Raw genomic sequence first — 26,978 nt, forward strand, 5'->3', positions numbered from 1 at the left:
CTCCCTCAAGGGAGAGGGGGCCGTCTGTGCAGGCATTATTTTGTGGGGAACCTTCAGCCCCATAGGGGGGAGGGGACTGCCCGGTGCGGTTTTTTACCCTCTCCCCGGTGGGGAGAGGGCAGGGTGAGGGGCCATCAGGTCACCGGCGCCGGGTTAAACACCGCCAGCGAGTTATGCAATCCCCATTGATCGGAGAAGGTTTTCTTCCGCCCGCTTGCCACATCCAGAATGAAGTGGAACAGCTTCCAGCCCACCTCTTCAATACTCTCTTCCCCGGTGGCGATGGTGCCCGCGTTGATATCCATTAAGTCATACCAGCGGTTTGCCAGCTCGGTGCGGGTCGCCATTTTGATCACCGGTACCGCCATCAGGCCGTACGGCGTGCCGCGCCCGGTGGTAAAGACCTGTACCGTAATGCCGGACGCTACCTGCTGGGTGCCGCAAACGAAATCACTAGCAGGCGTTGCCGCGTAGATCAGACCGCGTTTGGTTGGTCGCTGGCCAGGGGAGAGCACTTCCACAATCGCGCTCTGGCCGGATTTGGCAATCGACCCGAGGGCCTTTTCCACCACGTTCGCCAGGCCGCCTTTCTTGTTACCCGGAGACGGGTTGGCGCTGCGGTCGGTTTTGCCCATGTCGAGATAGTTATCGTACCAGGCCATCTCCTCCAGCAGGCGTTTGCCCACCTCTTCGTTGACGGCGCGCGGCGTGAGCAGGTGGATAGCATCACGTACTTCGGTGACTTCGGAGAACATCACCGTGGCGCCGCAGCGCACGAACAGATCGGAGGCATAACCGACTGCCGGGTTGGCGGTGACGCCGGAAAACGCATCGCTGCCGCCACACTGTGTCCCAACGACCAGTTCAGAGGCCGGGCAGGTTTCACGCTGGCGTTTGTTCAGCTTCTCCAGATGGCGCTCTGCCACCTGTAAAATGTCGTCGACCATCGATCTGAAGCCGACATGGTGTTCATCCTGAAGTCGCACAACACTGGCATCGTCAACCGGAATGGCTTTCACATCCTCAGTACCCTGCAACAGGCGTTCTGGCTGCAATTTTTCACAGCCGAGACCAATCACCATGACCTCACCGCCAAAGTTAGGGTTAAGGGCGATATTGTGAATCGTGCGGATCGGCACGACCGCTGCGGGCGCGTTGATCGCCACGCCGCAGCCGTACAGGTGGTTAAGACCCACCACGCCGTCAACGTTGGGGTATTTCGGCAACAGATCGCGCTCAATAATTTTCACCACATAATCCACTACGCCCGCCACGCAATGCACGCTGGTGGTGATGCCAAGCAGGTTTTTGGTTCCCACGCTGCCATCCGCGTTGCGGTAACCCTCGAAGGTATAACCCTCCAGCGGAGGCAACGGCTCAGGGACGCGGGTAGCCAGCGGCAACGACTCCAGCGGCGGGGCGGTGGGCAGCTCAACCAGCGACTCCTCAATCCAGCTACCCTGCGGGATAGCGCGCACCGCATAGCCGATGACTTCGCCGTAGCGCACGATTTCGCCCTGCGCCGGGATATCGACCAGTGCGACTTTATGCCCCTGCGGAATGTGCTCAATCAGCTCCAGGCCATCCGGAAAGCGGGTGCCAGCTTTTAAGCCATTGTCGTTGACAATAATCGCCACGTTATCGGTATCGTGCACTTTTATATAGAACGCCGTCGGCGACGCCTGTCGAATTTCAATATCGGCCATTGTTCACTCTTCTCCAGCAAAATATCTGATACTAAATATAGCCAGATGGTTAATTGTTTCTTATTGAGGAAATAAAGAATGCCAGGAGAGGAAAGGTGAGAATGTGATCGCGATCGCTCCCGAACCACTAATCGTTGATTCTGTGCATCAGCGCCCACTGTGTTGGGCATATGCTCAAAATAGCGTGCCACTCCCGTTGTAAAATTGAGCATTGAGACAATGTGCTGCCGGGTGGTGACGATTATACTGAATGACGATTTTATAACGCCAAAATTCAGTCAGGAAAATAAATATAACGCTGACGTTGAGTCGGAATAAATAAGAAAAGCTACTGGCTAAAACTGCGGAATTAAAAAAGGTATAAGTAATGAGTAACGACATCTTCCCGAATAAATTTAAAGCGGCCCTCGCGGCGCACCAGATTCAGATTGGCTGCTGGTCTGCGCTGGCCAACCCCATCAGCACCGAAGTGCTGGGCCTGGCCGGGTTCGACTGGCTGGTGCTGGACGGCGAACATGCGCCAAACGATATCAACACGTTTATTCCGCAGCTGATGGCGCTGAAAGGCAGCCACAGCGCGCCGGTGGTGCGTGTGCCCATCAACGAGCCGGTGATCATCAAGCGTCTGCTGGATATCGGCTTCTACAACTTCCTGATCCCGTTTGTTGAAACGGAAGAAGAAGCGGTGCTGGCCGTGGCGGCGACCCGCTATCCACCGGAAGGGATCCGCGGCGTGTCCGTCTCGCACCGCGCCAACATGTTTGGCACCGTGCCGGACTATTTCGCTCAGTCCAACAAGAACATCACCATTCTGGTTCAGATCGAGAGCCAGCAGGGGGTCGATAACGTCGACGCTATTGCCGCGACGGAGGGGGTAGACGGCATTTTCGTCGGCCCGAGCGATCTGGCGGCCGCCTTTGGTCATCTGGGCAACGCCAGCCATCCGGACGTGCAGCGCGCAATTCAGCACATTTTTGCCCGTGCCAAAGCGCACGGTAAACCGTGCGGCATTCTGGCGCCAGTGGAAGCCGATGCCCGCCGCTACCTGGAGTGGGGCGCAACGTTTGTCGCCGTGGGCAGCGATCTCGGCGTATTCCGCGCCGCCACGCAGAAATTAGCGGACGCTTTTAAAAAATAACCATCATTGAGGAAACAGATTATGACGCTGAAAGTGGGTTTTATTGGCCTGGGTATCATGGGCAAACCAATGAGCAAAAACCTCATCAAAGCAGGTTACTCACTGGTGGTTTTAGATCGTAATTCAGACGCGGTGGCAGAGGTGATTGCGGCTGGCGCAGAAACGGCGACAACCGCAAAAGCGATTGCTGAGCAGTGCGACGTGATTATCACCATGCTGCCAAACTCCCCGCACGTGAAAGAGGTGGCGCTGGGTGAGAACGGCATTATCGACGGCGCGAAGCCGGGTCTGGTGGTGATCGACATGAGTTCTATCGCACCGCTGGCAAGCCGCGAAATCAGCGAGGCGCTGAAAGTGAAAGGCGTGGAAATGCTGGATGCGCCGGTCAGCGGCGGCGAACCGAAAGCCATCGACGGCACCCTGTCGGTGATGGTGGGGGGCGATAAAGCCGTGTTTGACAAATATTACGACCTGATGAAAGCCATGGCCGGCTCCGTGGTGCACACCGGTGAAATTGGTGCAGGCAACGTCACCAAGCTGGCAAACCAGGTGATTGTGGCGTTGAACATCGCGGCCATGTCCGAAGCGCTGACGCTGGCCACCAAAGCGGGCGTTAATCCGGATCTGGTCTATCAGGCCATTCGCGGTGGTCTGGCGGGCAGCACCGTGCTGGATGCCAAGGCGCCGATGGTGATGGATCGTAACTTCAGGCCGGGCTTCCGCATCGATCTGCACATTAAGGATCTGGCGAATGCGCTGGATACCTCCCACGGCGTGGGCGCGCAGTTGCCGCTGACTGCCGCCGTCATGGAGATGATGCAGGCGCTGCGTGCGGACGGTCTGGGCACCGCCGATCACAGCGCGTTAGCGTGCTATTACGAAAAACTGGCGAAGGTTGAAATTGCTCGCTAATGACGTCCCGCCCGGTGGCGTTACGCTTACCGGGCCTACGGCTCAGGCATACAACTATGAAAATCGTAATCGCGCCAGACTCTTATAAAGAAAGCCTGTCTGCCACCGAGGTGGCGCAGGCGATAGAAAAAGGATTTCGGGAAATTTTCCCCGACGCTCATTACGTGTCTGTTCCCGTTGCTGACGGCGGAGAAGGTACGGTTGAAGCGATGATCGCCGCGACGCAGGGCACCTGGCAGCAGGCTGTCGTCACCGGCCCGTTAGGGGAAAAGGTGAAGGCCAGTTGGGGGATCTCGGGCGACGGTGCCACCGCGTTTATCGAGATGGCCGCCGCCAGCGGCCTGGTGCTTGTTCCTCCCGCGCAGCGTAACCCGCTCGTCACGACGTCGCGCGGGACGGGGGAGCTGATCCTCAGTGCGCTGGATAAAGGCGCGCGCAACATCATTATCGGTATCGGCGGGAGCGCAACCAACGATGGGGGCGCGGGTATGATGCAGGCGCTGGGCGCGAAGTTTACGGATGCGAACGGGACGGAGATCGGCTACGGCGGCGGCAGCCTGATGGCGCTTAACCGGATTGATATTTCCGATCTCGATCCGCGTCTTCAGGGATGCGCAATCCGCGTCGCCTGTGACGTGACGAATCCGCTGGTGGGTGAAAGCGGCGCGTCGCGTATCTTTGGCCCGCAAAAAGGCGCCACGGAGGAGATGATCCTCGAACTCGACGCCAATCTTAGCCACTACGCCGGGGTGATCAAAAAATCACTGCGCATTGACGTCAACCGGGTTCCGGGGGCTGGCGCCGCGGGCGGCATGGGCGCGGCGCTGATGGCCTTCCTGGGCGCTGAGCTGAAAAGCGGCATCGAGATTGTCACTCAGGCGCTCAATCTTGAAGAACATATTCACGATTGCACGTGGGTGCTGACCGGGGAAGGGCGCATCGACAGCCAGAGCATTAATGGCAAAGTGCCCGTCGGCGTGGCGAGCGTCGCCAAAAAATACCATAAGCCGGTGATCGGGATTGCCGGAAGTCTGACGCAGGATGTGGGTGTGGTGCATCAGTACGGCATCGACGCGGTGTTCAGCGTACTGACCAGTATCGGTTCACTGGAAGAGGCGTTCCAGGGAGCATATGACAACATTTACCGCGCCTCGCGGAATATCGCGGCCACATTGCAGGTAGGCATGCGTAGCCAGGGGTGACAGCGGCGCGCAAACCCTCTATACTGCGCGCCGAAGCTGACCAGACAGTCGCCGCTTCGTCGTCGTCCCTTTCGGGGGAGACGGGCGGAGGGGAGGAAAGTCCGGGCTCCACAGGGCAGGGTGCCAGGTAACGCCTGGGGGGGAAACCCACGACCAGTGCAACAGAGAGCAAACCGCCGATGGCCCGCGCAAGCGGGATCAGGTAAGGGTGAAAGGGTGCGGTAAGAGCGCACCGCGCGGCTGGTAACAGTCCGTGGCACGGTAAACTCCACCCGGAGCAAGGCCAAATAGGGGTTCACATGGTACGGCCCGTACTGAACCCGGGTAGGCTGCTTGAGCCAGTGAGCGATTGCTGGCCTAGATGAATGACTGTCCACGACAGAACCCGGCTTATCGGTCAGCTTCAACTTCTTACGAAACCCCGCTTCGGCGGGGTTTTTGCTTTCAGAAGGTTGCAGGCCGGGTAAGCGAAGCGCCAAAAGACATCAATTCTCAATTTTGCGATGCTAAGCACATTTCACTATTTGCCTGACTGTGTGTTCCTCTCATCTGCTGCGCATGATCGTAATCACAAAATTTAACGCTATAAAATTAGAAAATTTTAGTGTTGAGAAGATGTTGTAAATGTTTAGTCAGTGATGCCGAATGTTATTCATTTGATAATTTAATATTGAATCTAAAAACATTCTTCTGGTGAATGTGTGATATATCCCACTCTTTAACCGGAAAGTGAATAAATATTCCTGGTAAAGTTGATAAACCACAAAAATGTTTTAAAGGAATAATGGTGTTTTATTAACCTTTAATTGCCTGAAAGATAGCCTTTATTAATATTTTTAAGGCAAAAAAATTCACGCTGGTTATTGCCATAAAATAAATTTATTACCGCGTTTTTTATTGATCAATATCAGCGTAAATGCGTATTTTTATTGTGATAAGCACTTGATTTTTAAAGACATAAATAGATTTAGGGTGCGATTGAAAACAGAGCGTCCTGGCAAATTGTGAGTAACAGCACATACCCCCTGAAACAATATTGGGTAGAATCCGCTGCGTCATAGGGAAATAAGCGCAGAATATTATGAATACTATTATTCTACCGAAAACACAGCACCTCGTGGTATTTCAGGAAGTCATCAAAAGTGGCTCCATAGGTTCTGCTGCAAGACAACTGGGGCTGACGCAACCTGCCGTCAGCAAAATCATCAGCGACATCGAATCCTACTTTGGGGTGGAAGTGATGGTGCGTAAGAACACCGGCGTAAAACTCACTGCCGCCGGTCAGGTGCTGCTGTCCTACGCTGAGTCGATCACCCGCGAAATGAAAAACATGGTGAGCGAGATCAACAGCCTCAGTTTCAGTACCGTCATGGACGTCTCTTTTGGCTATCCGTCGCTGATTGGCTTCACCTTCCTGTCCGGGATGATCAAAAAATTCAAGGAAGTGTTCCCGAAAGCGCGCGTCTCAATGTATGAAGCGCAGCTCTCTTCATTCCTGCCCGCCATTCGCGATGGCCGGCTGGATTTCGCCATCGGCACGCTGAGCGACGGGATGCAGCTTCAGGATCTTCACGTTGAGCCACTGTTTGAATCCGAGTTTGTGCTGGTGGCGAGTAAATCACGAACGTGCACCGGCCCGACCAGACTGGCATCGCTCACGCACGAGCAGTGGGTGATGCCGCAAACCGATATGGGCTACTACAACGAACTCCTGACCACCCTGCAAGACAACCACATCAGCATTGAAAACATCGTCCAGACCGATTCCGTCGTCACCATCTATAACCTTGTCCTCAATGCCGATTACCTGACGGTGATCCCCCGTGACATGATTGCGCCATTCGGCTCGGACCAGTTTATTGTTCTGCCGGTGGAAGATGAATTACCCGTGGCGCGTTATGCCGCCGTGTGGTCAAAAAATTACAGTATTAAAAAATCGGCGTCAGTATTAGTTGAACTGGCAAAACAATATTCGTCGATGAATATCGAAAAACGACGATAGAAATAATGATGATTTAAAACACCCGGAGCGACGCTTTTTAACGCTCTGATACCCTGACTTTGCCTGAAAACAATGAATTATTATAACGAGGATATTATGCACATTACTTACGATCTCCCGGTGACCATTGAAGATATTCAGGACGCCAGAAAAAGACTGGCGGGAAAGATCTATAAAACCGGTATGCCGCGCTCGAATTATCTGAGCGAACGGTGTAAGGGTGAGATATTCCTGAAATTTGAAAATATGCAGCGTACCGGTTCGTTTAAAATACGTGGGGCGTTTAATAAATTAAGCTCGCTGACTGATGCGGAAAAACGCAAGGGCGTGGTGGCCTGTTCCGCAGGGAACCACGCGCAGGGGGTCTCTCTCTCCTGCGCCATGCTCGGCATCGACGGCAAAGTGGTCATGCCGATGGGCGCGCCGAAATCCAAGGTTGCCGCCACGCGTGACTACTCTGCCGAAGTGGTGCTGCACGGCGAGAACTTTAACGACACCATCGCCAAAGTGAGCGAAATCGTCGAGATGGAAGGGCGCATTTTTATCCCGCCTTACGACGATCCGAAAGTCATTGCCGGCCAGGGCACCATCGGCCTGGAAATCCTCGAAGATTTATATGACGTGGATAACGTGATTGTCCCCATCGGCGGCGGCGGTTTAATTGCCGGTATTGCGACAGCAATTAAATCCATCAACCCAACTATCAATATTATCGGCGTGCAGTCTGAAAATGTGCACGGAATGGCGGCATCGTATCAGGCCGGAGAAATAACCAGTCATCGTATTACCGGCACATTAGCTGACGGCTGCGACGTGTCTCGCCCGGGTAATTTAACCTTCGAAATTGTTCGTGAATTAGTCGATGACATTGTGCTGGTCAGCGAAGACGAGATTCGCAACAGCATGATCGCGCTTATTCAGCGAAATAAGGTGGTCACGGAAGGTGCCGGTGCGCTGGCGTGCGCGGCGTTATTAAGCGGCAAGCTGGACCACTATATTCAGGGCCGAAAAACCGTCTGCATTATTTCCGGCGGCAATATCGATCTCTCCCGTGTTTCCCAAATTACCGGCTTCGTTGACGCATAAAGGATGACTTATGAGCAACACAGAAAGCATTATCGTTGGCCAGACTAAAACGTCCACCTGGCGTAAATCGGATACCACCTGGACGCTCGGCCTGTTTGGTACCGCCATTGGCGCAGGCGTGCTGTTCTTCCCCATCCGCGCAGGCTTTGGCGGCCTGATCCCTATCCTGCTGATGCTGGTACTCGCGTTCCCGATTGCGTTTTACTGCCACCGCGCGCTGGCGCGTCTGTGTTTGTCCGGCAGTAACGTCTCCGGCAACATCACCGAAACGGTGGAAGAGCATTTTGGTAAGACCGGCGGGGTGGTGATCACCTTCCTCTACTTCTTTGCCATTTGCCCGCTGCTGTGGATTTACGGCGTCACCATTACCAACACCTTTATGACCTTCTGGGAAAACCAGCTCCAGATGCCCGCCCTGAACCGCGGCGTGGTGGCGCTGTTCCTGCTGCTGCTGATGGCTTTTGTTATCTGGTTCGGTAAAGACCTGATGGTGAAAGTGATGAGCTACCTGGTGTTCCCGTTCATCGCCAGCCTGGTATTAATTTCTCTCTCGCTGATCCCGTACTGGAACTCGGCGGTGATCGACCAGGTTAACCTGAGCGATATCGCCTTCACCGGTCATGACGGCATTCTGGTCACGGTATGGCTGGGGATCTCCATCATGGTCTTCTCCTTCAACTTCTCGCCTATCGTCTCCTCGTTTGTGGTCTCCAAACGCGAAGAGTACGAACCAGAGTTCGGGAAAGAGTTTACCGAGCAGAAATGTTCCAAAATCATTGGTCGCGCCAGCCTGCTGATGGTGGCGGTGGTGATGTTCTTCGCCTTTAGCTGCCTGTTTACGCTCTCTCCGCAGAACATGGCGGACGCCAAAGCGCAGAACATTCCGGTGCTCTCTTACCTGGCGAACCACTTCGCGTCGATGTCAGGCAGTAAATCCACGTTCGCCACGGTGCTGGAATACGGCGCCTCCATCATCGCGCTAGTCGCTATCTTTAAATCCTTCTTCGGCCACTATCTGGGCACGCTGGAGGGGCTGAACGGTCTGATCCTCAAGTTCGGTTACAAGGGCGACAAGAAGAAAGTCTCCGTGGGCAAGCTGAACACCATCAGCATGGTCTTCATCATGGGCTCCACCTGGATTGTGGCCTACGCCAACCCGAACATCCTGGACCTTATTGAAGCCATGGGTGCGCCAATTATCGCCTCTCTGCTGTGCCTGCTGCCGATGTACGCCATCCGCAAGGCGCCTGCGCTGGCGAAATATAAAGGCCGGACCGAGAACATCTTCGTAACCGTGGTCGGCCTGCTGACCATTCTGAACATCGTGTACAAACTGTTTTAAACCAAAGCTCAGGAAGAGCGGAGCCATACCATGATTGAGTTTCCGGTAGTACTGGTCATTAACTGCGGATCGTCCTCTGTTAAGTTCTCGGTGCTGGACGCCGCAGGCTGCGATGCCCTGATGACGGGCATTGCGGACGGCATCAACACAGAAAAAGCCTTTATTTCCGTGAATGGGGGTGAGCCGGTCAGACTGGCTCACCAGGACTACGAAGGGGCGCTGGCCGCCATCGTCCTGGAGCTGGAGAAACGCAACCTGATGGGCAGCGTGGCCTTGATTGGCCATCGCATTGCCCACGGCGGCGACCTCTTCAGCGAGTCGACCCTGATCACGGAAGAGGTGATGGCGCAGATCCGCCAGGTCTCCCCGCTGGCGCCGCTGCATAACTACGCCAACCTGAGCGGCGTGGAAGCCGCCGGGCGCCTGTTCCCCGGCGTGCAGCAGGTGGCGGTATTTGATACCAGCTTCCACCAGACCATGGCGCCGCAGGCGTATCTGTACGGCTTGCCGTACCGCTATTTTGAAGAGCTGGGCGTGCGCCGCTACGGTTTCCACGGCACCTCTCACCGCTACGTGTCGGCGCAGGCGCACGTGCTTCTCGGGCTCTCTCCCGATGACAGCGGCCTGGTGATTGCCCATCTCGGCAACGGGGCGTCCATCTGCGCGGTGCGTAACGGCGTAAGCGTGGACACGTCCATGGGGATGACGCCGCTTGAAGGACTGGTGATGGGCACGCGCTGCGGCGACGTGGATTTTGGCGCGATGGCGTGGATTGCCCGGCAGACCGGCCAGTCGTTCGAGGATCTGGAGCGCGTGGTCAACAAAGAGTCCGGGCTGCTGGGGATCTCTGGCATCTCCTCCGATTTGCGCGCGCTGGAGAAAGCCTGGCATGACGGCAACGAGCGGGCGCGGCTGGCAATAAAGACCTTTGTCCACCGGATTGCGCGACATATCGCCGGTCATGCCGCGTCCCTGCACCGTCTGGATGGCGTGGTGTTTACCGGCGGGATCGGTGAGAACTCCGTGCTTATCCGCGCGCTGGTGGTGGAGCATCTTAAGGTGTTTGGCATCATCCTCGACGAGTCCAAAAATGCCCTGCCGGGCAGCGCGGGCGAGCGCGTGATCTCTACCGAGTCGTCCCGCGCGGCCTGCGCGGTGATCCCTACCAATGAAGAAAAAATGATCGCACTGGATGCCCTCCGTCTTGGGAAGGTTACTCCGGCTGCGGCTTACGCCTGATAAAGCGAGAATCTGATGAAAGTAACAATCGATACGGGCGTCGCGCCTTACAGCGACGCATGGGCCGGGTTTCGCGGTGAAGAATGGAAAAACGCCATTAACGTGCGCGATTTTATTCAGCATAACTACACCCCTTATGAAGGCGATGAAGCTTTCCTCGCGCAGGCGACGCCAGCAACGACGGCGCTGTGGCAGAAGGTGATGGTCGGCATTCGTCAGGAGAATGCTACTCACGCCCCGGTGGATTTTGACACCAACATCGCCACTACTATTACCGCGCACGGGCCGGGCTATATTGATCAGGAGCTGGAGACGATCGTTGGCCTGCAAACCGACAAGCCGCTCAAGCGCGCCCTGCATCCGTACGGCGGGATCAACATGATCCGCAGTTCGTTCGAAGCTTACGGTCGCGAGATGGATCCGCAGTTTGAATATCTCTTCACAGACCTGCGCAAAACCCACAACCAGGGCGTGTTTGACGTTTACTCCCCGGAGATGATGCGCTGCCGCAAATCGGGGGTGCTGACCGGTCTGCCGGACGGCTACGGGCGCGGACGCATCATCGGCGACTACCGTCGCGTGGCGCTGTACGGCATCAGCTATCTGGTGCGCGAGCGTGAACTTCAGTTCGCCGATCTCCAGGGGAAACTGGAGCGCGGAGAAGATCTGGAGGCCACGATCCGCCTGCGCGAGGAGCTGGCGGAGCATAAACGTGCGTTGCTCCAGATCCAGCAGATGGCGGCGAACTATGGCTTTGATATTTCACGTCCGGCGATGAATGCGCAGGAAGCGGTGCAGTGGGTCTACTTTGCCTACCTTGCCGCAGTGAAATCCCAGAACGGCGGGGCGATGTCGCTGGGGCGCACGGCCTCGTTCCTTGATATCTACATTGAACGCGACATGCAGGCAGGAAGGCTGAATGAGGTGCAGGCCCAGGAGCTGATCGACCACTTCATCATGAAGATCCGCATGGTACGCTTCCTGCGCACGCCGGAGTTCGACACGCTCTTCTCCGGCGATCCGATCTGGGCCACGGAAGTGATTGGCGGCATGGGGCTGGATGGCCGTACGCTGGTGACCAAAAACAGCTTCCGCTACCTGCATACCCTGCACACCATGGGGCCTGCGCCGGAGCCAAACCTGACGATCCTCTGGTCCGAACAACTGCCGATCGCGTTCAAGAAATACGCCGCGCAGGTGTCGATCGTCACCTCCTCGCTGCAATACGAGAACGACGATCTGATGCGCGCCGACTTCAACAGCGACGACTACGCCATTGCCTGCTGCGTCAGCCCGATGGTGATCGGCAAGCAGATGCAGTTCTTCGGCGCACGCGCCAACCTCGCCAAAACGCTGCTGTACGCAATCAACGGCGGGGTGGATGAGAAGCTGAAGATCCAGGTGGGGCCTAAAACCGAGCCGCTGCTGGATGAGGTACTGGATTACGACACCGTAATGGCGAGCCTCGATCACTTCATGGACTGGCTGGCGGTGCAGTACATCAGCGCGTTGAATCTCATTCACTATATGCATGATAAATACAGCTACGAAGCCTCGCTGATGGCGCTGCACGACCGGGACGTCTACCGCACCATGGCCTGCGGCATTGCCGGGCTGTCGGTGGCGGCGGATTCCCTGTCGGCCATCAAGTACGCCACGGTGAAACCGGTGCGCGACCATACCGGTCTGGCGGTCGATTTCGTCATCGAAGGCGACTATCCGCAGTACGGCAACAACGACGATCGCGTGGACAGTATCGCCTGTGATCTGGTTGAGCGCTTTATGAAGAAAATCCAGGCGCTGCCGACGTACCGCAACGCGGTACCGACGCAGTCGATCCTGACCATCACCTCCAACGTGGTTTACGGGCAGAAGACCGGCAACACGCCGGACGGACGTCGCGGCGGCACGCCGTTTGCGCCTGGCGCCAACCCGATGCACGGGCGCGACAGAAAAGGGGCGGTGGCGTCGTTAACCTCGGTCGCCAAGCTGCCGTTCACCTATGCCAAAGACGGGATCTCCTACACCTTCTCCATCGTGCCGCAGGCACTGGGCAAGGACGAGCCGGTGCGCAAAACCAACCTTGTCGGGCTGCTGGACGGATACTTCCACCACGAAGCGACCATTGAGGGCGGGCAACACCTGAACGTCAACGTGATGAACTGGGAGATGCTGCTGGATGCCATTGCCCATCCGGAGAACTATCCGAACCTGACGATCCGCGTTTCAGGTTATGCGGTGCGGTTTAACGCCCTGACGCGCGAGCAGCAGCAGGACGTGATTTCGAGGACGTTTACGCAGGCGATGTAATACAGGCTTCATCTTCAGCCTCCTCAAATGGGGAGGCTTTTAATTTTGTGAACGTCGTCAATTTTAGAAAACTTACTCTCCTTTCTGCTATCCCGAAGTAATATTATTCTCTCGCTTTAGGGAAACCCTATAAAAGTTGTGACTTTTTTCTCCCGCGCTCCGGATATGATCTTCCCATATCAATAACTCACACCTGCACCCTCTGACTCGCAATCGCTGGCGATCGGAACCTTATAAAAACAACCAGTTACCCTACAAAATAAGCGAGTGCCCAATGAATATGGCAACAAACAGCAGTGTGATTGTGAGTGATTCCCCTGCGGCAAGGCGGGCGGGAATGAGCGAAAGCGAATGGCGAGAGGCGATCAAATTTGACAGCACCGATACGGGCTGGGTCATCATGAGTATCGGGATGGCTATCGGCGCGGGCATCGTTTTTCTTCCTGTGCAGGTCGGGTTAATGGGGCTGTGGGTGTTTTTACTCTCGTCGATAATTGGTTATCCGGCTATGTACCTGTTCCAGCGCCTGTTTATTAATACGCTGGCGGAATCACCGGAATGCAAAGATTACCCGAGCGTCATTAGCGGTTATTTAGGTAAAAACTGGGGCATCTTATTGGGTGCGCTTTATTTCGTGATGCTGGTGATCTGGATGTTTGTCTATTCCACGGCTATCACCAACGACAGCGCATCCTACCTACACACCTTCGGCGTAACCGACGGTTTGCTGTCGGAAAATCCGTTCTACGGCTTATTCCTGATCTGCATTCTGGTCGCCATTTCGTCGCGCGGTGAAAAACTGCTGTTTAAAGTCTCCAGCCTGATGGTGCTGACCAAATTATTTGTGGTTGCGGCGCTGGGGCTTTCGATGATTGGCCTCTGGCATTTAGCCAACGTCGGTATGCTGCCGCCGATGGGCCTGCTGATTAAAAACGCCATTATTACGCTGCCTTTCACCTTAACCTCCATTCTGTTTATTCAGACATTAAGCCCGATGGTGATTTCCTATCGTTCACGGGAAAAATCCGTAGAGGTGGCGCGTCATAAGGCGCTGCGGGCAATGAATATCGCTTTTGGCGTGCTGTTTGTGACGGTCTTTTTCTACGCGGTCTCCTTTACGCTGGCGATGGGGCACGACGAGGCGGTAAAAGCCTACGAGCAGAATATTTCCGCCCTGGCAATCGCAGCACAGTTCATCAGCGGTGACGGTGCGGGCTGGGTCAAAATCGTCAGCGTGATCCTCAACATTTTTGCCGTGATGACCGCGTTCTTTGGCGTCTATCTCGGCTTTCGTGAGGCGACGCAGGGCATCGTGATGAACATCCTGCGCCGCAAAATGCCGGCGGAGAAAATCAATGAAAGCACCGTCCAGCGCGGGATTATGCTGTTCGCTATCCTGCTTGCCTGGAGCGCGATTGTGTTAAACGCGCCGGTGCTGAGCTTCACCTCCATCTGTAGCCCTATTTTCGGGATGGTGGGTTGCTTAATTCCGGCGTGGCTGGTCTACAAAGTGCCCGCACTTCATAAATATAAAGGCGTATCGCTGGTGATTATTGTGATTACCGGGCTGCTGCTTTGTGTTTCTCCTTTCCTCGCCTTCTCATGAGGTTAAATAAGGTCGTAACGATGTCTGAGCAAATTAATCCTTTATGGAACCATTTTATTCGCGCTGTGCAGGAAGAGGTAAAGCCTGCGCTGGGCTGTACCGAACCCGTCTCGCTGGCGCTGGCGTGCGCGATGGCTGCCGGACAGCTTGACGGTGAGGTGACGCGTATCGAGGCGTGGGTATCGCCGAACCTGATGAAAAACGGGCTTGGCGTAACGGTGCCCGGCACCGGTATGGTCGGTTTACCCATCGCGGCCGCGCTGGGGGCGACAGGCGGTAATGCACACGCCGGGCTGGAGGTGTTGAAAGACGCGTCGGCCGAGGCGCTAACGCGCGCCAAAGCACTGCTGAACGCGGGTCTGGTGCAGGTGAAATTGCAGGAGCCGTGCGAGGAGATCCTCTATTCACGCGCCTGCGTTTACGTCGGTGAATCCTCGGCGATGGTGACCATCGCTGGCGGGCACACTCGCGTGGTGGAGGTAGTTTGTCAGGGCGAAACGCGCTTCAGGCTTGACGATCGTCAGAGCCAGAACAACGACGATCCGCTGGCGGTACTCTCGACCACCACGCTGTCGCAGATCCTTGAGTTTGTAGAGCAGGTGCCGTTCGACGCGATCCGCTTTATCCTCGATGCGGGGCGGCTGAACGATGCGCTCTCCCGCGAAGGTTTGCGTGGCAACTGGGGGCTGCATATTGGCGCGACGCTCAATAAACAGCGCGCACGCGGCTGGATGGCGCAGGATCTGGGATCAGACATTATTATCCGCACCAGCGCAGCCTCGGATGCCCGCATGGGAGGCGCGACGCTGCCGGCGATGAGCAACTCGGGTTCCGGGAATCAGGGCATCACCGCCACCATGCCGGTAGTGGTGGTGGCTGAGCACGTTCAGGCCGATGACGAACGGCTGGCGCGGGCGCTGATGCTCTCGCATCTGTCGGCTATCTATATCCATTACCAGCTTCCGCGCTTGTCCGCGTTGTGCGCGGCGACAACGGCCGGAATGGGGGCAGCGGCGGGGATGGCGTGGCTGATGGGCGGTTCTTACCAGACTATTGCCATGGCGATCGGCAGTATGATCGGCGACGTGAGCGGGATGATCTGCGATGGGGCTTCTAACAGCTGCGCAATGAAGGTCTCGACCAGCGTCACCAGCGCCTGGAAAGCCGTGATGATGGCGCTGGATGATACTGCCGTGACGGGTAACGAGGGGATTGTGGCGCACGACGTGGAACAGTCTATCTCTAACCTGTGCGCTCTGGCGTGCCGCTCAATGCAGGCGACGGACCGGCAGATCATTGAGATTATGGCGAGTAAGGTGTAAAAATTTCCCCTCACCCCAGAGGGGCGAGGGGCTCGATCGTTCCCTCTCCCCTTTGGGGAGAGGGCCAGGGTGAGGGGCGGGTAGCGTTCTTTACACCGGCAAATCAATCAGCAGCGCGCGCAGCGGCGTATCGGCAACCAGGGTGATATTCGCTTCGTCACGAATAAACGCCCCGTCACCGCAGGTGAGCGCTTCTTTCTCTTCCGTATGCGTGACCGCATGCACCGTTCCGTGAATGGACTGCAAATAGGCACGCGGGCCATGAAGCTGGAAGCTCGCCTGTTCACCTTTTTTCAGTTCGATATGGTGCAGCCACACCTGCTGGCGTAACTGCAAGCTGCCTTTGCTGCCGTCTGGCGAGGCAATCAGCTGCTGTTTACCGCCCTTCAGATCGATTTTTTGCACCAGCGGATTTTCCCGCTCCGGACAGGCATCCAGCCACAGCTGCATGCGGGTCAGCGTTTTGTCTTTGCTGAGGTTATGCTCGCTATAGCTAATACCTGGCTGCGTGGAAATTAACAGCGCCTCGCCAGCCTTTGCCTGAACATGATTGCCCTCGCTATCGCGGTATTCTGCCTCGCCTTCCAGGATCAGGTTCAGGATATCGACTTTAGGGTACGTGCGCGGCTGGAAGGACGCGCCCGGGGCGAGCACTTCCTGATTCAATACGCGCAGTGAAGCGTAACCGAGGAGTTTAGGGTCAAAGTAGTGTCCAAAGGAAAAGGTGTAGCGGGCCTGCAACCAACCGAAATCGGCTTGTCCGCACTGTTTCGCTGTTCTTGTCGTAATCATAAACTTGACCTCTCTTTACACTAAATCAATGGTAAAGGTATGGACGCTGCATTGTTAGCCAGATATTCTGCCTGGTATGTTCAAATTTCCTGAATGAGAACGAGATGGCTAAAGAGAGAGCATTGACGCTTGAGGCGCTTCGCGTCATGGACGCGATTGACAGGCGCGGCAGCTTTGCCGCGGCGGCAGATGAACTGGGGCGCGTTCCGTCTGCGCTGAGCTACACCATGCAAAAGCTGGAAGAGGAGCTGGATGTTGTGCTCTTCGATCGCTCCGGTCATCGAACAAAATTCACCAACGTTGGGCGGATGCTGCTGGAGCGCGGCCGCGTATTGCTGGAAGCGGCGGATAAGCTGACGACCGATGCCGAAGCGCTGGCCCGCGGCTGGGAAACCCATCTGACGCTGGTGACCGAAGCGCTGGTGCCCACCGAGGCGCTGTTCCCGCTGGTGGACAGACTGGCCGCGAAAGCCAATACCCAGCTGTCGATCATCACCGAGGTGCTGGCCGGGGCGTGGGAGCGTCTTGAGACGGGCAGGGCGGATATCGTGATTGCGCCGGATATGCATTTCCGATCATCGTCAGAAATCAATTCGCGCAAACTGTACAGCGTGATGAACGTCTACGTCGCCGCCCCGGATCACCCTATCCATCAGGAGCCGGAGCCGCTCTCTGAGGTAACGCGCGTGAAATACCGCGGTGTGGCGGTCGCGGATACCGCCCGAGAGCGCCCGGTGTTAACGGTACAGTTGCTGGATAAACAGCCGCGACTGACGGTAACGTCGCTGGAAGATAAGCGACAGGCGCTCCTGGCGGGGCTGGGCGTGGCGACTATGCCGTATCCGTTTGTCGAAAAGGACATTGCAGAAGGGCGGCTGCGCGTCGTCAGCCCGGAATACACCAGCGAAGTGGATATCATTATGGCGTGGCGTCGCGACAGCATGGGCGAAGCCAAATCGTGGTGTTTGCGTGAAATTCCCAAGCTCTTTGCCCACCACAACAAATAAGCGTAGGCCCGGTAAGCGTATGCGCCACCGGGCAGAATTTACGCGCTTGCCTTAGGATCCGGACCAAAGCGGTTTTCGCCCGGCGTCCCGCTCTGACAGTTGAAAATCAAAATCACGATCCAGCCGATAAGCGGGATCAACAGCAACAGCAGCCACCACGCCGAACGATCGGTGTCGTGGAGACGACGAAACAGTACGGCCCATGAAGGCAGCAGAACTAACACACCATAAATGGTGGTGAGAATGCCTTCACCCCCCTCGCGTTCCCAGCCGAGGATCTTGTCCACAATGCCCAGCACCATAATCAGGACGAAGTTCACCAGAACGAACATCCAGTACTCTTTACGGCGGGCACGGCCACCAAATCCAACGTAGTTGCGCAGTACTTTTAAATACCAGTCCATTTTTCCTTGCCTCTTAATCAGTCAATCACTTGTTTTCTAAGCGATCGAGGTAAGGATAGATGTATGCTGTGAATTAAAAAAGGGAATCAATTGATTCCCTAAATAATTATCCGAAACGCACGTCGCGCCCGTGCGGTTCATCCAGGTCCTGCCACGGGCCAATGGAGATAATGCCCGTTGGGTTGATGGTCTTATGACTGCGGAAATAGTGGGTGCGAATATGGTCAAAATTGACCGTCTCCGCAATCCCCGGCATCTGATAGATGTCGCGCAGGAAACCGTGCAGGTTCAGGTAATCACTGATGCGATGCTTGTCGCACTTGAAGTGGGTGACATATACCGGATCAAAGCGGATCAGCGTCGTCCACAGGCGGATGTCTGCTTCGGTGAGGCGATCGCCCGTTAAATAACGATGCTGGCCGAGGATCTGCTCCAGGCGCTCCAGGGATCCAAACACGTTGCCGACCGCTTCGTCGTACGCTTCCTGACTGGTGGCAAAGCCCGCTTTGTAGACGCCGTTGTTGACGTTGTCGTAGATCCAGCCGTTCAGCTCGTCAATTTTCTCGCGCAGCTCAACCGGGTAGTAATCCCCGGCGCGTGCACCGTGAGCGTCAAACGCGGTATTGAACATGCGAATGATTTCAGCGGATTCATTGCTGACGATCGTCTGGTTTTTCTTGTCCCACAGCACAGGCACCGTTACGCGTCCGGTGTAGTGCGGATCGGCGCGCAGATAGAGCTGATACAGGAAATCGTGATGATAAAGCTCATCACCCGTCGCGGCCGGGAAGCCACTGTCGAACGTCCAGCCGTTTTCCAGCATCAGCGGGTTGACCACCGAAACCGGAATTAACGATTCGAGACCTTTAAGTTTGCGCACAATCAGCGTGCGGTGCGCCCACGGACAGGCGAGAGAAACATACAGATGATAACGATCTTTTTCCGCCGCAAAGCCCCCTTCGCCACTCGGGCCGGGTGCGCCGTCGGCGGTCAGCCAGTTACGGAAGGCCGAAACAGAGCGCTTAAAGCGTCCACCGGTGGATTTGGTGTCATACCAGACATCCTGCCAGACGCCGTCTACGAGTTGTCCCATTTTTTACTCCTCCGTCAGATAGCAAAAGCGAGGAGATGTCTCCTCGCTTTGAATGTAATCAGTATAGCCTGCTTACCACTTCTTATTCAGAAGACGGTCGATGCTGTAGGCGCCCGGACCCGTGATAGCCAGCAGCAGGAAGCCGCCCGCGATGGTCAGGTTTTTCATGAACATCAGGGAGTTCACGCCTTCCGCAAAGTTGCTGTGGAAGATGAACGCGGTCAGCAGGGTAAAGCCTGCGGTGAACAGCGCCGTGGTGCGGGTCAGGAAACCGAACAGCACTGCCAGGCCGCCGCCGAACTCAAGCAGAATGGTCAGTGGCAGCAGGAACCCCGGCACGCCCATCGCTTCCATATACTGCTGAGTACCCGCATAGCCGGTAATTTTGCCCCAGCCTGCGGTGATGAACAGAACAGGCATCAGAATACGCGCTACCAGTACACCAACATCTTCTAATTTTTTCATTTTACTCTCCAGGAAACCACATCAGCGGCTAAACGTTATTTGCTTGCAAATTCGGGTAGATACCGCGTCTTTGCTGTCGATGGAGAGGAGTGTAAACGGGGCGGATGGCAAATGTTAGCAAGGAAAACTGTTAATCTTCTTCAAAGATATTGAGTAAGGGAGGGGGTTTTGCCGGGTGGCGGCTACGCCTTACCCGGCCTACATGCAATCGTAGGCCGGGTAAGCGCAGCGTCACCCGGCAAGAAGGCTAGCGCAACTGCTGCTGTCGCAGCGTGGTTTTCACCAGACGCCAGGCGCTCCAGGCGCCAAAGCCGCGGCGTGCCCAGCGGATCAGCATGTTAGGATGCCGAACCGACCAGATCGCCATCACGCTGCTGCCGACCAGCGCCCATGAGCGCAGGCTCAGAACCGTGTTCCAGCCGCGGTCAAACCGATGCGTGGCTTCAACCCAGTCGCGACGGCTGGCAGACAGATCCAGCCGCTGCTGCTGGATTTGGCTCAACAGATACGCTTTCCGCTTTTGACGTTCGGCTTTGTCGCTCACGACTTATCATCCTCCAGCAGGGCGCGGTCGTTGGCCAGCTCCTGGCGCGTATGGCGCAGGAAGGTCGACGTGCGCGCTTTATGCAGGGTCCAGATACCGCCTATCAGCGCCGCCACCAGCAGAACCACGGTAGTCGCAATCATCGCGTTCAGACGATACTGTGGATCGATAGCCCAGATGATTAACACCATCAGGCTCATCAGACCAAACGCGGCAAAGAGCATCGTAAGCCCAAGCATGAGCAGCATCTGGAAGAGGTTGGCTTTCTCCTCTTCCAGCTCCACTACCGCAAGCCGGACGCGCGTTTCGGCAATCCCGACCAGCGTCGTCAGAATACGCTGGCCGATGCCGAGGACGTTTTTAGCAGGCCCTTGTGCGTGACGTGGATCTTCCATAATCAACGACGCGTCAGCAGGACACCCAGCACCACACCCACTGCGGCGCCAATACCCACACCCGTCCATGGATTATCACGTACATATTCGTCTGCGCGCGCTGCCGCTTCGCGGGTCTGTTTCGCCAGCGCATCACCGGTTTCACCCAGACGGTAACGGCTCTCTTTCAGTGCCTGCTCCGCTTTGCTGCGCAGTTTGCTTACTTCTTCTTTCGATTTATCCGCAGAAGAGTTCAGCACCTCTTCCAGCGTGTCCGCCAGGGATTTCAGTTCAGCGCGCAGATTTTCTGAAGTTGTATCTTTTGACATGATTCTCTCCTGTTGAGATTTCCGTTAACTCAATAATCGCGAGCTTCCAGCGCTTTCAGTTCGTCCTGCGCCTCTTGCAACTTCCTCTCGCGCTTGGCAATTTTTTCCGCATCACCTTTCTCTTTCGCTTCCTGTAGGTCTTGACGGCGCTCGGCTATCTCGTCCTTCTGTTCAGCGATTTTTTCCTGATGATCGGCACGCAGCTTGCTGTCCGTACAGTTGTCTTTCACTTCGCTCAACGCTTTTTTCAGCCCGTCGATCCGGTGCTGATTGTTATGCTTTTCGGCATAACTGATTTCGCGTTGGATATCCTGTTCTTTCTCCTGACAAAGAGACATAGCGAAGGAAGCTGTGCTTAAAGAAAAAAGGGCCAGAGCCAGGGTGATGCGGTATTTCATTATAGAAACCTTCCATTGTGTTACGGCGTAAGCCGTGTTCCAGAACTATGCGGAGAACATCTGAGGGGTGCTCCGCGTACTTAAGCATAGTAAGTAAACGGGAGTTTCACCAAAGTAGGTGAAAATATTCGGAATCTTAGTCGTTAACCAAATCGATGCGACGTGTCGCGTAACCGTGACATCCAGGAGGCTACGTGGCTGTCATCATCCTGTTGCGCAATGATGTAACCCTGCGGCAGCGTGCGGTCCAGCACGGCTTTCGCCGCGGCGCTTTGCGCACTGGAGTCAAATTTTATCAGCAGCACATCGTCTTGCGGCGTGATGCTCTTAAAGCGGATCCCGTTTGCGTCCAGATGATGCCAGATGGAAAAACCATCCGGCACGCTGGTTCCCTGGCTCACAGGACGGATAGCCAGCGTCGACTCCTGATGCTGTAGCGCAGACCACAGCAGGATAAGAGCGCTGAACATCATCAGCGCGACGATAGCGTAAGAGAAGCGGCGCAGCGCGAGCGGGGAGATAACCATCGTTAACCCCTGGCTCCGTATTTCTTCTTCCACAGTACGACCAGGGACCCGACCAGGCCAAACACCAGCAGAACGACGGGCAGTAGCATCAGGCAAGACATCAGCTGGTCTTCATATTTCATAAAGACAGGCGTTTTACCCAGCGCGTAGCCGAGCGTGGTCAGGATCAGAACCCACAGCAAGCCGCTCATCCAGTTAAAGAACTGGAAGCGCGTGCTGCTCAGGCCGGACAGGCCCGCAATGGTGGGCAGCAGGGTGCGTACGAATGCGATAAAGCGGCCGATCAGTAAGGCGGAAAGCCCATGCTTATGGAAAAGGTGGTGCGCTCGCTGGTGGTAATGGGCCGGAAGGTGCGAAAGCCAGTTCTGAACGATTCGCGTGTTACCCAGCCATCGCCCCTGAATGTAACTTACCCAGCAGCCCAGGCTGGCGGCAATGGTCAAAAGCAGGACCGTTTGCGGGAAAGCCATCGCCCCTTTTGCACAGAGCACCCCAACCAGCACCAGCAGGCTGTCGCCCGGTAAAAAGGCAGCAGGCAGCAGACCGTTCTCAAGGAACAGGATCATAAATAATACAAAGTAGAGCATGCCAATCATGGACGGGTTGGCCAGCGTTTCGAAATCCTGAGCCCAGAGGGCGTTCAGTAGTTGGGTCAAAAGTTCCATTCAGTGTTCCTGGAAATCGGTTAACGTCACGCCTGTCATTCGGGAAAACAGCACGGCGACATTGTTATGATTTCATTATGGTCGCTCGCGGACACATTGATGTGTGGCCAACACTGTTCCCTGTTAATTGGCTGGTTAGCAAGCACTAACTTACAAAATAACGAAGTGAATCCAATTGTAACAAAGCCCGACGTTCTGCGTCACAGAATTTGAGGGGAAACACGATTTTGGCGTAAGCCACGGAGGGGAGCGAGAAATTTTACAAAGGCTGACACTATAGAGGTTTTCTTACCCTGTCTGGCCGGAAGGCGCGGCGGTGCGCCTGCCAGCCGTTCGGGGGATTATTTTGCGAGATTGGTCGCGGTATCGAGGTGAACGACCGGATTATCGGCAAAAAGATAGCGGTCAGCGTTAAATTCAAAGTCATCACTTGTTTCATTAAACAGCATCTGTTTGGTGTTCTCCAGGTGCTGCCACATTGCCAGTTTCGCCGCATGCGGATCTTTACGAATCAGAGCCTTAAGAATCTGGTCGTGGTCGTCGCACCAGTTATCTACCGTACGGGAATCAATGTGATCGTGCAATTTCTTCCAGTACGGGTTGTGAACGCGCTGAGTCCACATTTTTTCAACGATTGCCGCCAGCGCCGTGTTCTGAGTGGCAAGGGCGACCTGGACGTGGAATTGCAGGTCCCATTCGGAATCGCGGAAACATTTTTCTTTACGCGCGTGATCCTGGATTTCCATCAGCTTCATGATGTCCTGCTTGGTCACCTGCGTCGCAGCAAATTCCGCAATGTTGCTTTCAATCAGCTGGCGAGCCTGGAGAAGCTCAAACGGACCGTAGCTGGCAAACTCCAGACTTTCGTCCGGGGTGGGGGAGTGTTTCGCCTGGCTGGAAATCACATGAATGCCGGAACCTTTGCGTACCTCAACATACCCTTCCACTTCCAGCATGATGATGGCTTCGCGGACCACCGTGCGGCTGACGCTTTTTTCATCCGCAATGAAACGCTCAGCGGGAAGTTTATCACCGACAAGATAGACCCCTTGCTCGATGCGATCTTTCAGCTCGGCGGCAAGTTGTTGATATAAACGACGTGATTCGGTGATTTCCATATGCGCTCCAGGCAGGGTACGGCGAATGATTTGTTATACCACTTTTGCGTGCCACTCTCCATATTTCGCCATGAAAAAAGCCGCCCGGAGGCGGCTTTTGAGAAGATTTTGCCGGGTGGCGCTGCGCTTACCCGGCCTACGATTTTATTGGGTTTTGTAGGCCGGGTAAGGCGGAGCCGCCACCCGGCACAACAACGCTAACTCTGCGTCGCCGGTCCCCCGAGGGACTCTTTCGCCAGTTCATCGGCGGATTTGCTCTTCAGCACCGTCCAGATAACCACCGCACCCAACAGGTCGAAGACAGCCAGTACCGCGAACAGCGGGCTGAAACCAATCGTATCCGCCAGCGCGCCGACCACCAGCGCAAACAGGGTACTTGCGGTCCAGGCGGCCATCCCGGTCAGGCCGTTGGCGGTGGCGACTTCGTTACGACCAAACACGTCGGAAGAAAGCGTAATCAGCGCGCCAGACAGAGACTGGTGAGCAAAGCCCCCGATACACAGCAGGGCGATAGCCACGTAAGGGCTGGTGAACAGGCCGATCATGCCCGGGCCGATCATCAGCAGGGCGCCCATGGTGACCACCATCTTACGGGACACAATCAGGTTCACGCCAAACCAGCGCTGGAACAGCGGTGGCAGGTAGCCGCCGACGATACAGCCCAGGTCAGCAAACAGCATTGGCATCCAGGCGAACATCGCGATCTCTTTCAGGTTAAAGCCGTAAACTTTAAACATGAACAGCGGGATCCAGGCGTTAAACGTACCCCAGGCCGGTTCTGCCAGGAAGCGTGGCAGGGCGATACCCCAGAACTGACGGGTGCCCAGGATCTGCCAGACGGACATCTTTTTGCCGTTGTCGGTCTGATGCTGAGATTCCTGACCATTAATAATGTAGTCACGTTCTTCGTCAGACAGCTTTTTCTGATCGCGCGGGTGTTTATAGAAGATCAGCCACGCCATGGCCCAGGCAAAGCTCAGCACACCGGAGATGATGAACGCCATCTGCCAGCTGTGCATAACAATCGCCCACACCACCAGTGGCGGAGCAATCATCGCCCCGATGGAGGAGCCTACGTTGAAGTAACCGACAGCGATTGAACGCTCTTTTGCCGGGAACCATTCAGAGCTGGCTTTCAGACCCGCGGGGATCATCGCCGCTTCGGCAGCACCTACCGCACCACGCGCCAGCGCCAGTCCGCCCCAGCTGCCGGCCAGCGCGGTCGCTCCACAGAAGACGGCCCAGGCTACAGCGAAGAAGGCATAACCAATTTTTGTACCCAGAATATCAAGAACATAACCTGCAACAGGCTGCATTACGGTGTAAGCGGCAGAGTAAGCCGCAATGATGTAAGAGTATTGCTGCGTGGAGATATGTAACTCTTCCATCAACGTTGGCGCCGCTGCTGCCACGGTGTTACGTGTCAGGTAGCCCAGCACGGTGCCGAGCGTCACCAGTGCGATCATGTACCAACGTAACCCTTTAATTTTACGCATGTAAAACCTCATCGTTATGTTATTTCCGTGTCGGGACACGGCAACAACTCAACCGTTGCCGGGAGCTGTTCTGTAACGGGAGGGGCGTAACCGGGAACCTGTCCCGGAACGGCCCGAACCTTGCCATAAGTAATCGTGCTAAGTCGGCTTCCGTACCGTTAAATCCGATGTCTCAAACATCGGTAATGCATTCCGTCGGCTTATAGTTTGCGACGGCGAAAAGATAACTTGTCATACAACTTTAAAAGGTGAGTGACATCACAAAAGTGTGAATCTTTGTAGGGACATTATGCGGCGCGCGCAAAGCCAGAACTGGCGCGGTCTGCGAGAGGGTTTACCCCTTTGAGGGTAATTTATTTGTCGACGTTTATTGATCTAACTCACGAAAAAAACGTCGGACTCTGGAAATTGGTGTGATAACTTTGCAGCATCTGAACATAAGCTTTCTGACGCTCCCGTAATGAGGAAGACGATAATGACACCGTTTATGACCGACGATTTTCTGTTAGATACCGAATTTGCTCGCCGCCTGTACCACGACTACGCAAAAGACCAGCCGATTTTCGACTACCACTGCCATTTACCGCCGCAGCAGGTTGCCGAAAATTACCGTTTCAAAAACCTGTATGATATCTGGCTGAAGGGTGACCACTATAAGTGGCGCGCAATGCGCACCAACGGCGTGGCCGAGCGCCTGTGTACCGGCGACGCGACCGATCGCGAGAAGTTTGACGCCTGGGCCGCTACCGTTCCCCACACCATCGGTAACCCGTTATACCACTGGACGCACCTCGAACTGCGTCGTCCGTTTGGTATCACCGGCAAGCTGCTCTCTCCCGCCACGGCGGATGAAATCTGGGATCAGTGCAACGAACTGCTGGCGCAGGATAGCTTCTCGGCGCGCGGCATCATGCAGCAGATGAACGTGAAGATGGTGGGCACCACCGACGATCCGGTCGACTCTCTGGAACATCACGCGGTTGTCGCGAAGGACAGCACGTTTGACATCAAAGTGCTGCCAAGCTGGCGCCCGGATAAAGCCTTCAACATCGAGCTGCCGACCTTTAACGACTACATGGCGAAGCTGGCGGAAGTTTCGGATACCGACATTCGTCGCTTTGACGATCTGCAAACCGCGCTGACCAAACGTCTGGATCACTTTGCCGCACACGGCTGTAAAGTGTCTGACCACGCGCTGGACGTAGTGCTGTTCGCGGAATCCAGTGAAGCTGAGCTGGACAGTATTCTGGCGCGTCGTCTCTCCGGCGAAGCCCTGAGCGAGCACGAAGTGGCGCAGTTTAAAACCGCGGTGCTGGTGTTCCTCGGTGCGGAATATGCCCGTCGCGGCTGGGTTCAGCAGTATCACATCGGCGCGCTGCGTAATAACAACCAGCGTCAGTTCAAACTGCTGGGCGCGGACGTAGGCTTTGACTCCATCAACGACCGTCCGATGGCGGAAGAGCTGTCAAAACTGCTGAGCAAACAGAACGAGCAAAACCTGCTGCCAAAAACCATTCTGTACTGCCTGAACCCGCGCGATAACGAAGTGCTGGGCACCATGATCGGCAACTTCCAGGGCGAAGGGATGCCGGGCAAGATGCAGTTCGGTTCCGGCTGGTGGTTTAACGATCAGAAAGACGGCATGGAGCGTCAGATGACGCAGCTGGCGCAGCTCGGCCTGCTGAGCCGCTTCGTTGGCATGCTGACCGACAGCCGTAGTTTCCTCTCCTATACCCGCCATGAATATTTCCGCCGCATTCTGTGCCAGATGATTGGCCGCTGGGTGCACGCGGGCGAAGCGCCAGCGGATATCCAGCTGCTGGGCGAAATGGTGAGAAACATCTGCTTTAACAATGCGCGTGACTACTTCGCCATTGAACTGAACTAAGGCCGTTTGAGGT

General features: G+C 55.7%; 25 protein-coding genes and 1 other RNA gene. 13 read left to right on the forward strand and 13 right to left on the reverse strand.

Annotation, left to right across the window (positions count from 1 at the left end; translation table 11 throughout):
• Window positions 1-134 precede the first annotated feature (134 nt).
• The gene (garD, locus tag IM290_RS03185) at window positions 135-1,706 is read right to left on the reverse strand and encodes a galactarate dehydratase (protein WP_017382436.1); all 1,572 of its coding nucleotides are present in this window, start codon (window positions 1,704-1,706) and stop codon (window positions 135-137) included.
• 367 nt (window positions 1,707-2,073) lie between these two features.
• On the opposite strand from garD, the gene garL reads away from it, so the two are divergent.
• From garL to IM290_RS03240, 11 genes are all read left to right on the forward strand, one after another.
• Window positions 2,074-2,844 carry a 2-dehydro-3-deoxyglucarate aldolase gene (garL, locus tag IM290_RS03190; RefSeq protein WP_193041860.1) on the forward strand — a complete coding sequence of 257 codons (771 nt, stop codon included), beginning with the start codon at window positions 2,074-2,076 and terminating at the stop codon, window positions 2,842-2,844.
• Between the two features lie 21 nt (window positions 2,845-2,865).
• Window positions 2,866-3,756 (forward strand): 2-hydroxy-3-oxopropionate reductase, encoded by an 891-nt coding sequence (garR, locus tag IM290_RS03195; RefSeq protein WP_015571956.1) that lies wholly within the window; start codon window positions 2,866-2,868, stop codon window positions 3,754-3,756.
• Between the two features lie 56 nt (window positions 3,757-3,812).
• A complete protein-coding gene (garK, locus tag IM290_RS03200; protein ID WP_063158169.1) occupies window positions 3,813-4,958 on the forward strand; it encodes a glycerate 2-kinase in 1,146 nt (381 codons plus the stop codon).
• A 32-nt stretch (window positions 4,959-4,990) separates the two neighbouring features.
• An RNA gene (gene rnpB / locus IM290_RS03205) (RNase P RNA component class A) lies at window positions 4,991-5,367 on the forward strand.
• Between the two features lie 672 nt (window positions 5,368-6,039).
• Complete coding sequence (gene tdcA, locus IM290_RS03210; protein ID WP_006812085.1) at window positions 6,040-6,960, forward strand: transcriptional regulator TdcA; 921 nt, start codon at window positions 6,040-6,042, stop codon at window positions 6,958-6,960.
• Between the two features lie 96 nt (window positions 6,961-7,056).
• A complete protein-coding gene (gene tdcB / locus IM290_RS03215) occupies window positions 7,057-8,046 on the forward strand; it encodes a bifunctional threonine ammonia-lyase/L-serine ammonia-lyase TdcB (protein WP_032655731.1) in 990 nt (329 codons plus the stop codon).
• Window positions 8,047-8,056: 10 nt separating this feature from the next.
• Window positions 8,057-9,388 carry a threonine/serine transporter TdcC gene (tdcC, locus tag IM290_RS03220; RefSeq protein ID WP_006812083.1) on the forward strand — a complete coding sequence of 444 codons (1,332 nt, stop codon included), beginning with the start codon at window positions 8,057-8,059 and terminating at the stop codon, window positions 9,386-9,388.
• A 30-nt stretch (window positions 9,389-9,418) separates the two neighbouring features.
• Window positions 9,419-10,627 (forward strand): propionate kinase, encoded by a 1,209-nt coding sequence (tdcD, locus tag IM290_RS03225; protein ID WP_193041861.1) that lies wholly within the window; start codon window positions 9,419-9,421, stop codon window positions 10,625-10,627.
• A 15-nt stretch (window positions 10,628-10,642) separates the two neighbouring features.
• Window positions 10,643-12,937 carry a formate C-acetyltransferase gene (pflB, locus tag IM290_RS03230; protein WP_193041862.1) on the forward strand — a complete coding sequence of 765 codons (2,295 nt, stop codon included), beginning with the start codon at window positions 10,643-10,645 and terminating at the stop codon, window positions 12,935-12,937.
• A gap of 274 nt (window positions 12,938-13,211) precedes the next feature.
• A complete protein-coding gene (locus tag IM290_RS03235) occupies window positions 13,212-14,543 on the forward strand; it encodes an amino acid permease (protein WP_017693942.1) in 1,332 nt (443 codons plus the stop codon).
• A gap of 20 nt (window positions 14,544-14,563) precedes the next feature.
• Window positions 14,564-15,865 (forward strand): serine dehydratase subunit alpha family protein, encoded by a 1,302-nt coding sequence (locus tag IM290_RS03240; RefSeq protein ID WP_126766432.1) that lies wholly within the window; start codon window positions 14,564-14,566, stop codon window positions 15,863-15,865.
• A 90-nt stretch (window positions 15,866-15,955) separates the two neighbouring features.
• On the opposite strand, the gene IM290_RS03245 is transcribed toward IM290_RS03240, so the two are convergent.
• Window positions 15,956-16,657, reverse strand: coding sequence for a pirin family protein (locus tag IM290_RS03245; protein WP_017382430.1), 702 nt, complete (start codon window positions 16,655-16,657; stop codon window positions 15,956-15,958).
• A gap of 104 nt (window positions 16,658-16,761) precedes the next feature.
• Here IM290_RS03245 and yhaJ point away from each other — a divergent pair, with 104 nt between their 5' ends.
• On the forward strand, window positions 16,762-17,664 hold the full coding sequence (yhaJ, locus tag IM290_RS03250) for a DNA-binding transcriptional regulator YhaJ (protein ID WP_003862655.1): 903 nt from the start codon (window positions 16,762-16,764) through the stop codon (window positions 17,662-17,664).
• Between the two features lie 38 nt (window positions 17,665-17,702).
• Here yhaJ and IM290_RS03255 read toward each other — a convergent pair whose 3' ends face one another.
• The 11 genes from IM290_RS03255 to IM290_RS03305 all read right to left on the reverse strand — a co-directional run bounded on the left by IM290_RS03255 (window position 17,703) and on the right by IM290_RS03305 (window position 25,077).
• A complete protein-coding gene (locus tag IM290_RS03255; protein WP_015571946.1) occupies window positions 17,703-18,068 on the reverse strand; it encodes a DUF805 domain-containing protein in 366 nt (121 codons plus the stop codon).
• Between the two features lie 106 nt (window positions 18,069-18,174).
• Complete coding sequence (locus IM290_RS03260; protein WP_039269693.1) at window positions 18,175-19,161, reverse strand: glutathione S-transferase family protein; 987 nt, start codon at window positions 19,159-19,161, stop codon at window positions 18,175-18,177.
• 72 nt (window positions 19,162-19,233) lie between these two features.
• Window positions 19,234-19,626: a DoxX family protein gene (locus tag IM290_RS03265; RefSeq protein ID WP_006812075.1), complete on the reverse strand. Its 393-nt coding sequence runs from the start codon at window positions 19,624-19,626 to the stop codon at window positions 19,234-19,236.
• 247 nt (window positions 19,627-19,873) lie between these two features.
• A complete protein-coding gene (locus IM290_RS03270; RefSeq protein WP_003862649.1) occupies window positions 19,874-20,170 on the reverse strand; it encodes a YqjK-like family protein in 297 nt (98 codons plus the stop codon).
• Window positions 20,167-20,565 carry a phage holin family protein gene (locus tag IM290_RS03275; RefSeq protein ID WP_003862647.1) on the reverse strand — a complete coding sequence of 133 codons (399 nt, stop codon included), beginning with the start codon at window positions 20,563-20,565 and terminating at the stop codon, window positions 20,167-20,169. Before IM290_RS03275 ends, IM290_RS03270 begins: the two co-directional genes overlap by 4 nt.
• 2 nt (window positions 20,566-20,567) lie before the next feature.
• Window positions 20,568-20,873 carry a YqjD family protein gene (locus IM290_RS03280; protein WP_003862645.1) on the reverse strand — a complete coding sequence of 102 codons (306 nt, stop codon included), beginning with the start codon at window positions 20,871-20,873 and terminating at the stop codon, window positions 20,568-20,570.
• A 29-nt stretch (window positions 20,874-20,902) separates the two neighbouring features.
• On the reverse strand, window positions 20,903-21,271 hold the full coding sequence (locus IM290_RS03285) for a DUF1090 domain-containing protein (RefSeq protein ID WP_017382428.1): 369 nt from the start codon (window positions 21,269-21,271) through the stop codon (window positions 20,903-20,905).
• A 143-nt stretch (window positions 21,272-21,414) separates the two neighbouring features.
• Window positions 21,415-21,798, reverse strand: a complete 384-nt coding sequence (mzrA, locus tag IM290_RS03290) for an EnvZ/OmpR regulon moderator MzrA (RefSeq protein ID WP_003862640.1) — start codon at window positions 21,796-21,798, stop codon at window positions 21,415-21,417.
• A gap of 2 nt (window positions 21,799-21,800) precedes the next feature.
• Window positions 21,801-22,463, reverse strand: coding sequence for a DedA family general envelope maintenance protein YqjA (yqjA, locus tag IM290_RS03295; protein WP_003862638.1), 663 nt, complete (start codon window positions 22,461-22,463; stop codon window positions 21,801-21,803).
• Window positions 22,464-22,804: 341 nt separating this feature from the next.
• The gene (gene exuR, locus IM290_RS03300; protein ID WP_003862635.1) at window positions 22,805-23,581 is read right to left on the reverse strand and encodes a transcriptional regulator ExuR; all 777 of its coding nucleotides are present in this window, start codon (window positions 23,579-23,581) and stop codon (window positions 22,805-22,807) included.
• A gap of 197 nt (window positions 23,582-23,778) precedes the next feature.
• Window positions 23,779-25,077, reverse strand: a complete 1,299-nt coding sequence (locus IM290_RS03305; RefSeq protein WP_003862634.1) for an MFS transporter — start codon at window positions 25,075-25,077, stop codon at window positions 23,779-23,781.
• A gap of 475 nt (window positions 25,078-25,552) precedes the next feature.
• Here IM290_RS03305 and uxaC point away from each other — a divergent pair, with 475 nt between their 5' ends.
• Entirely contained in the window at window positions 25,553-26,965 is a 1,413-nt protein-coding gene (gene uxaC / locus IM290_RS03310; RefSeq protein WP_017694288.1) for a glucuronate isomerase, read from the forward strand.
• Window positions 26,966-26,978 lie beyond the last annotated feature (13 nt).

This window comes from Enterobacter cloacae complex sp. S1 (assembly GCF_014930525.1).
GTDB classification, from domain to species: Bacteria; Pseudomonadota; Gammaproteobacteria; order Enterobacterales; family Enterobacteriaceae; genus Enterobacter; species Enterobacter hormaechei_C.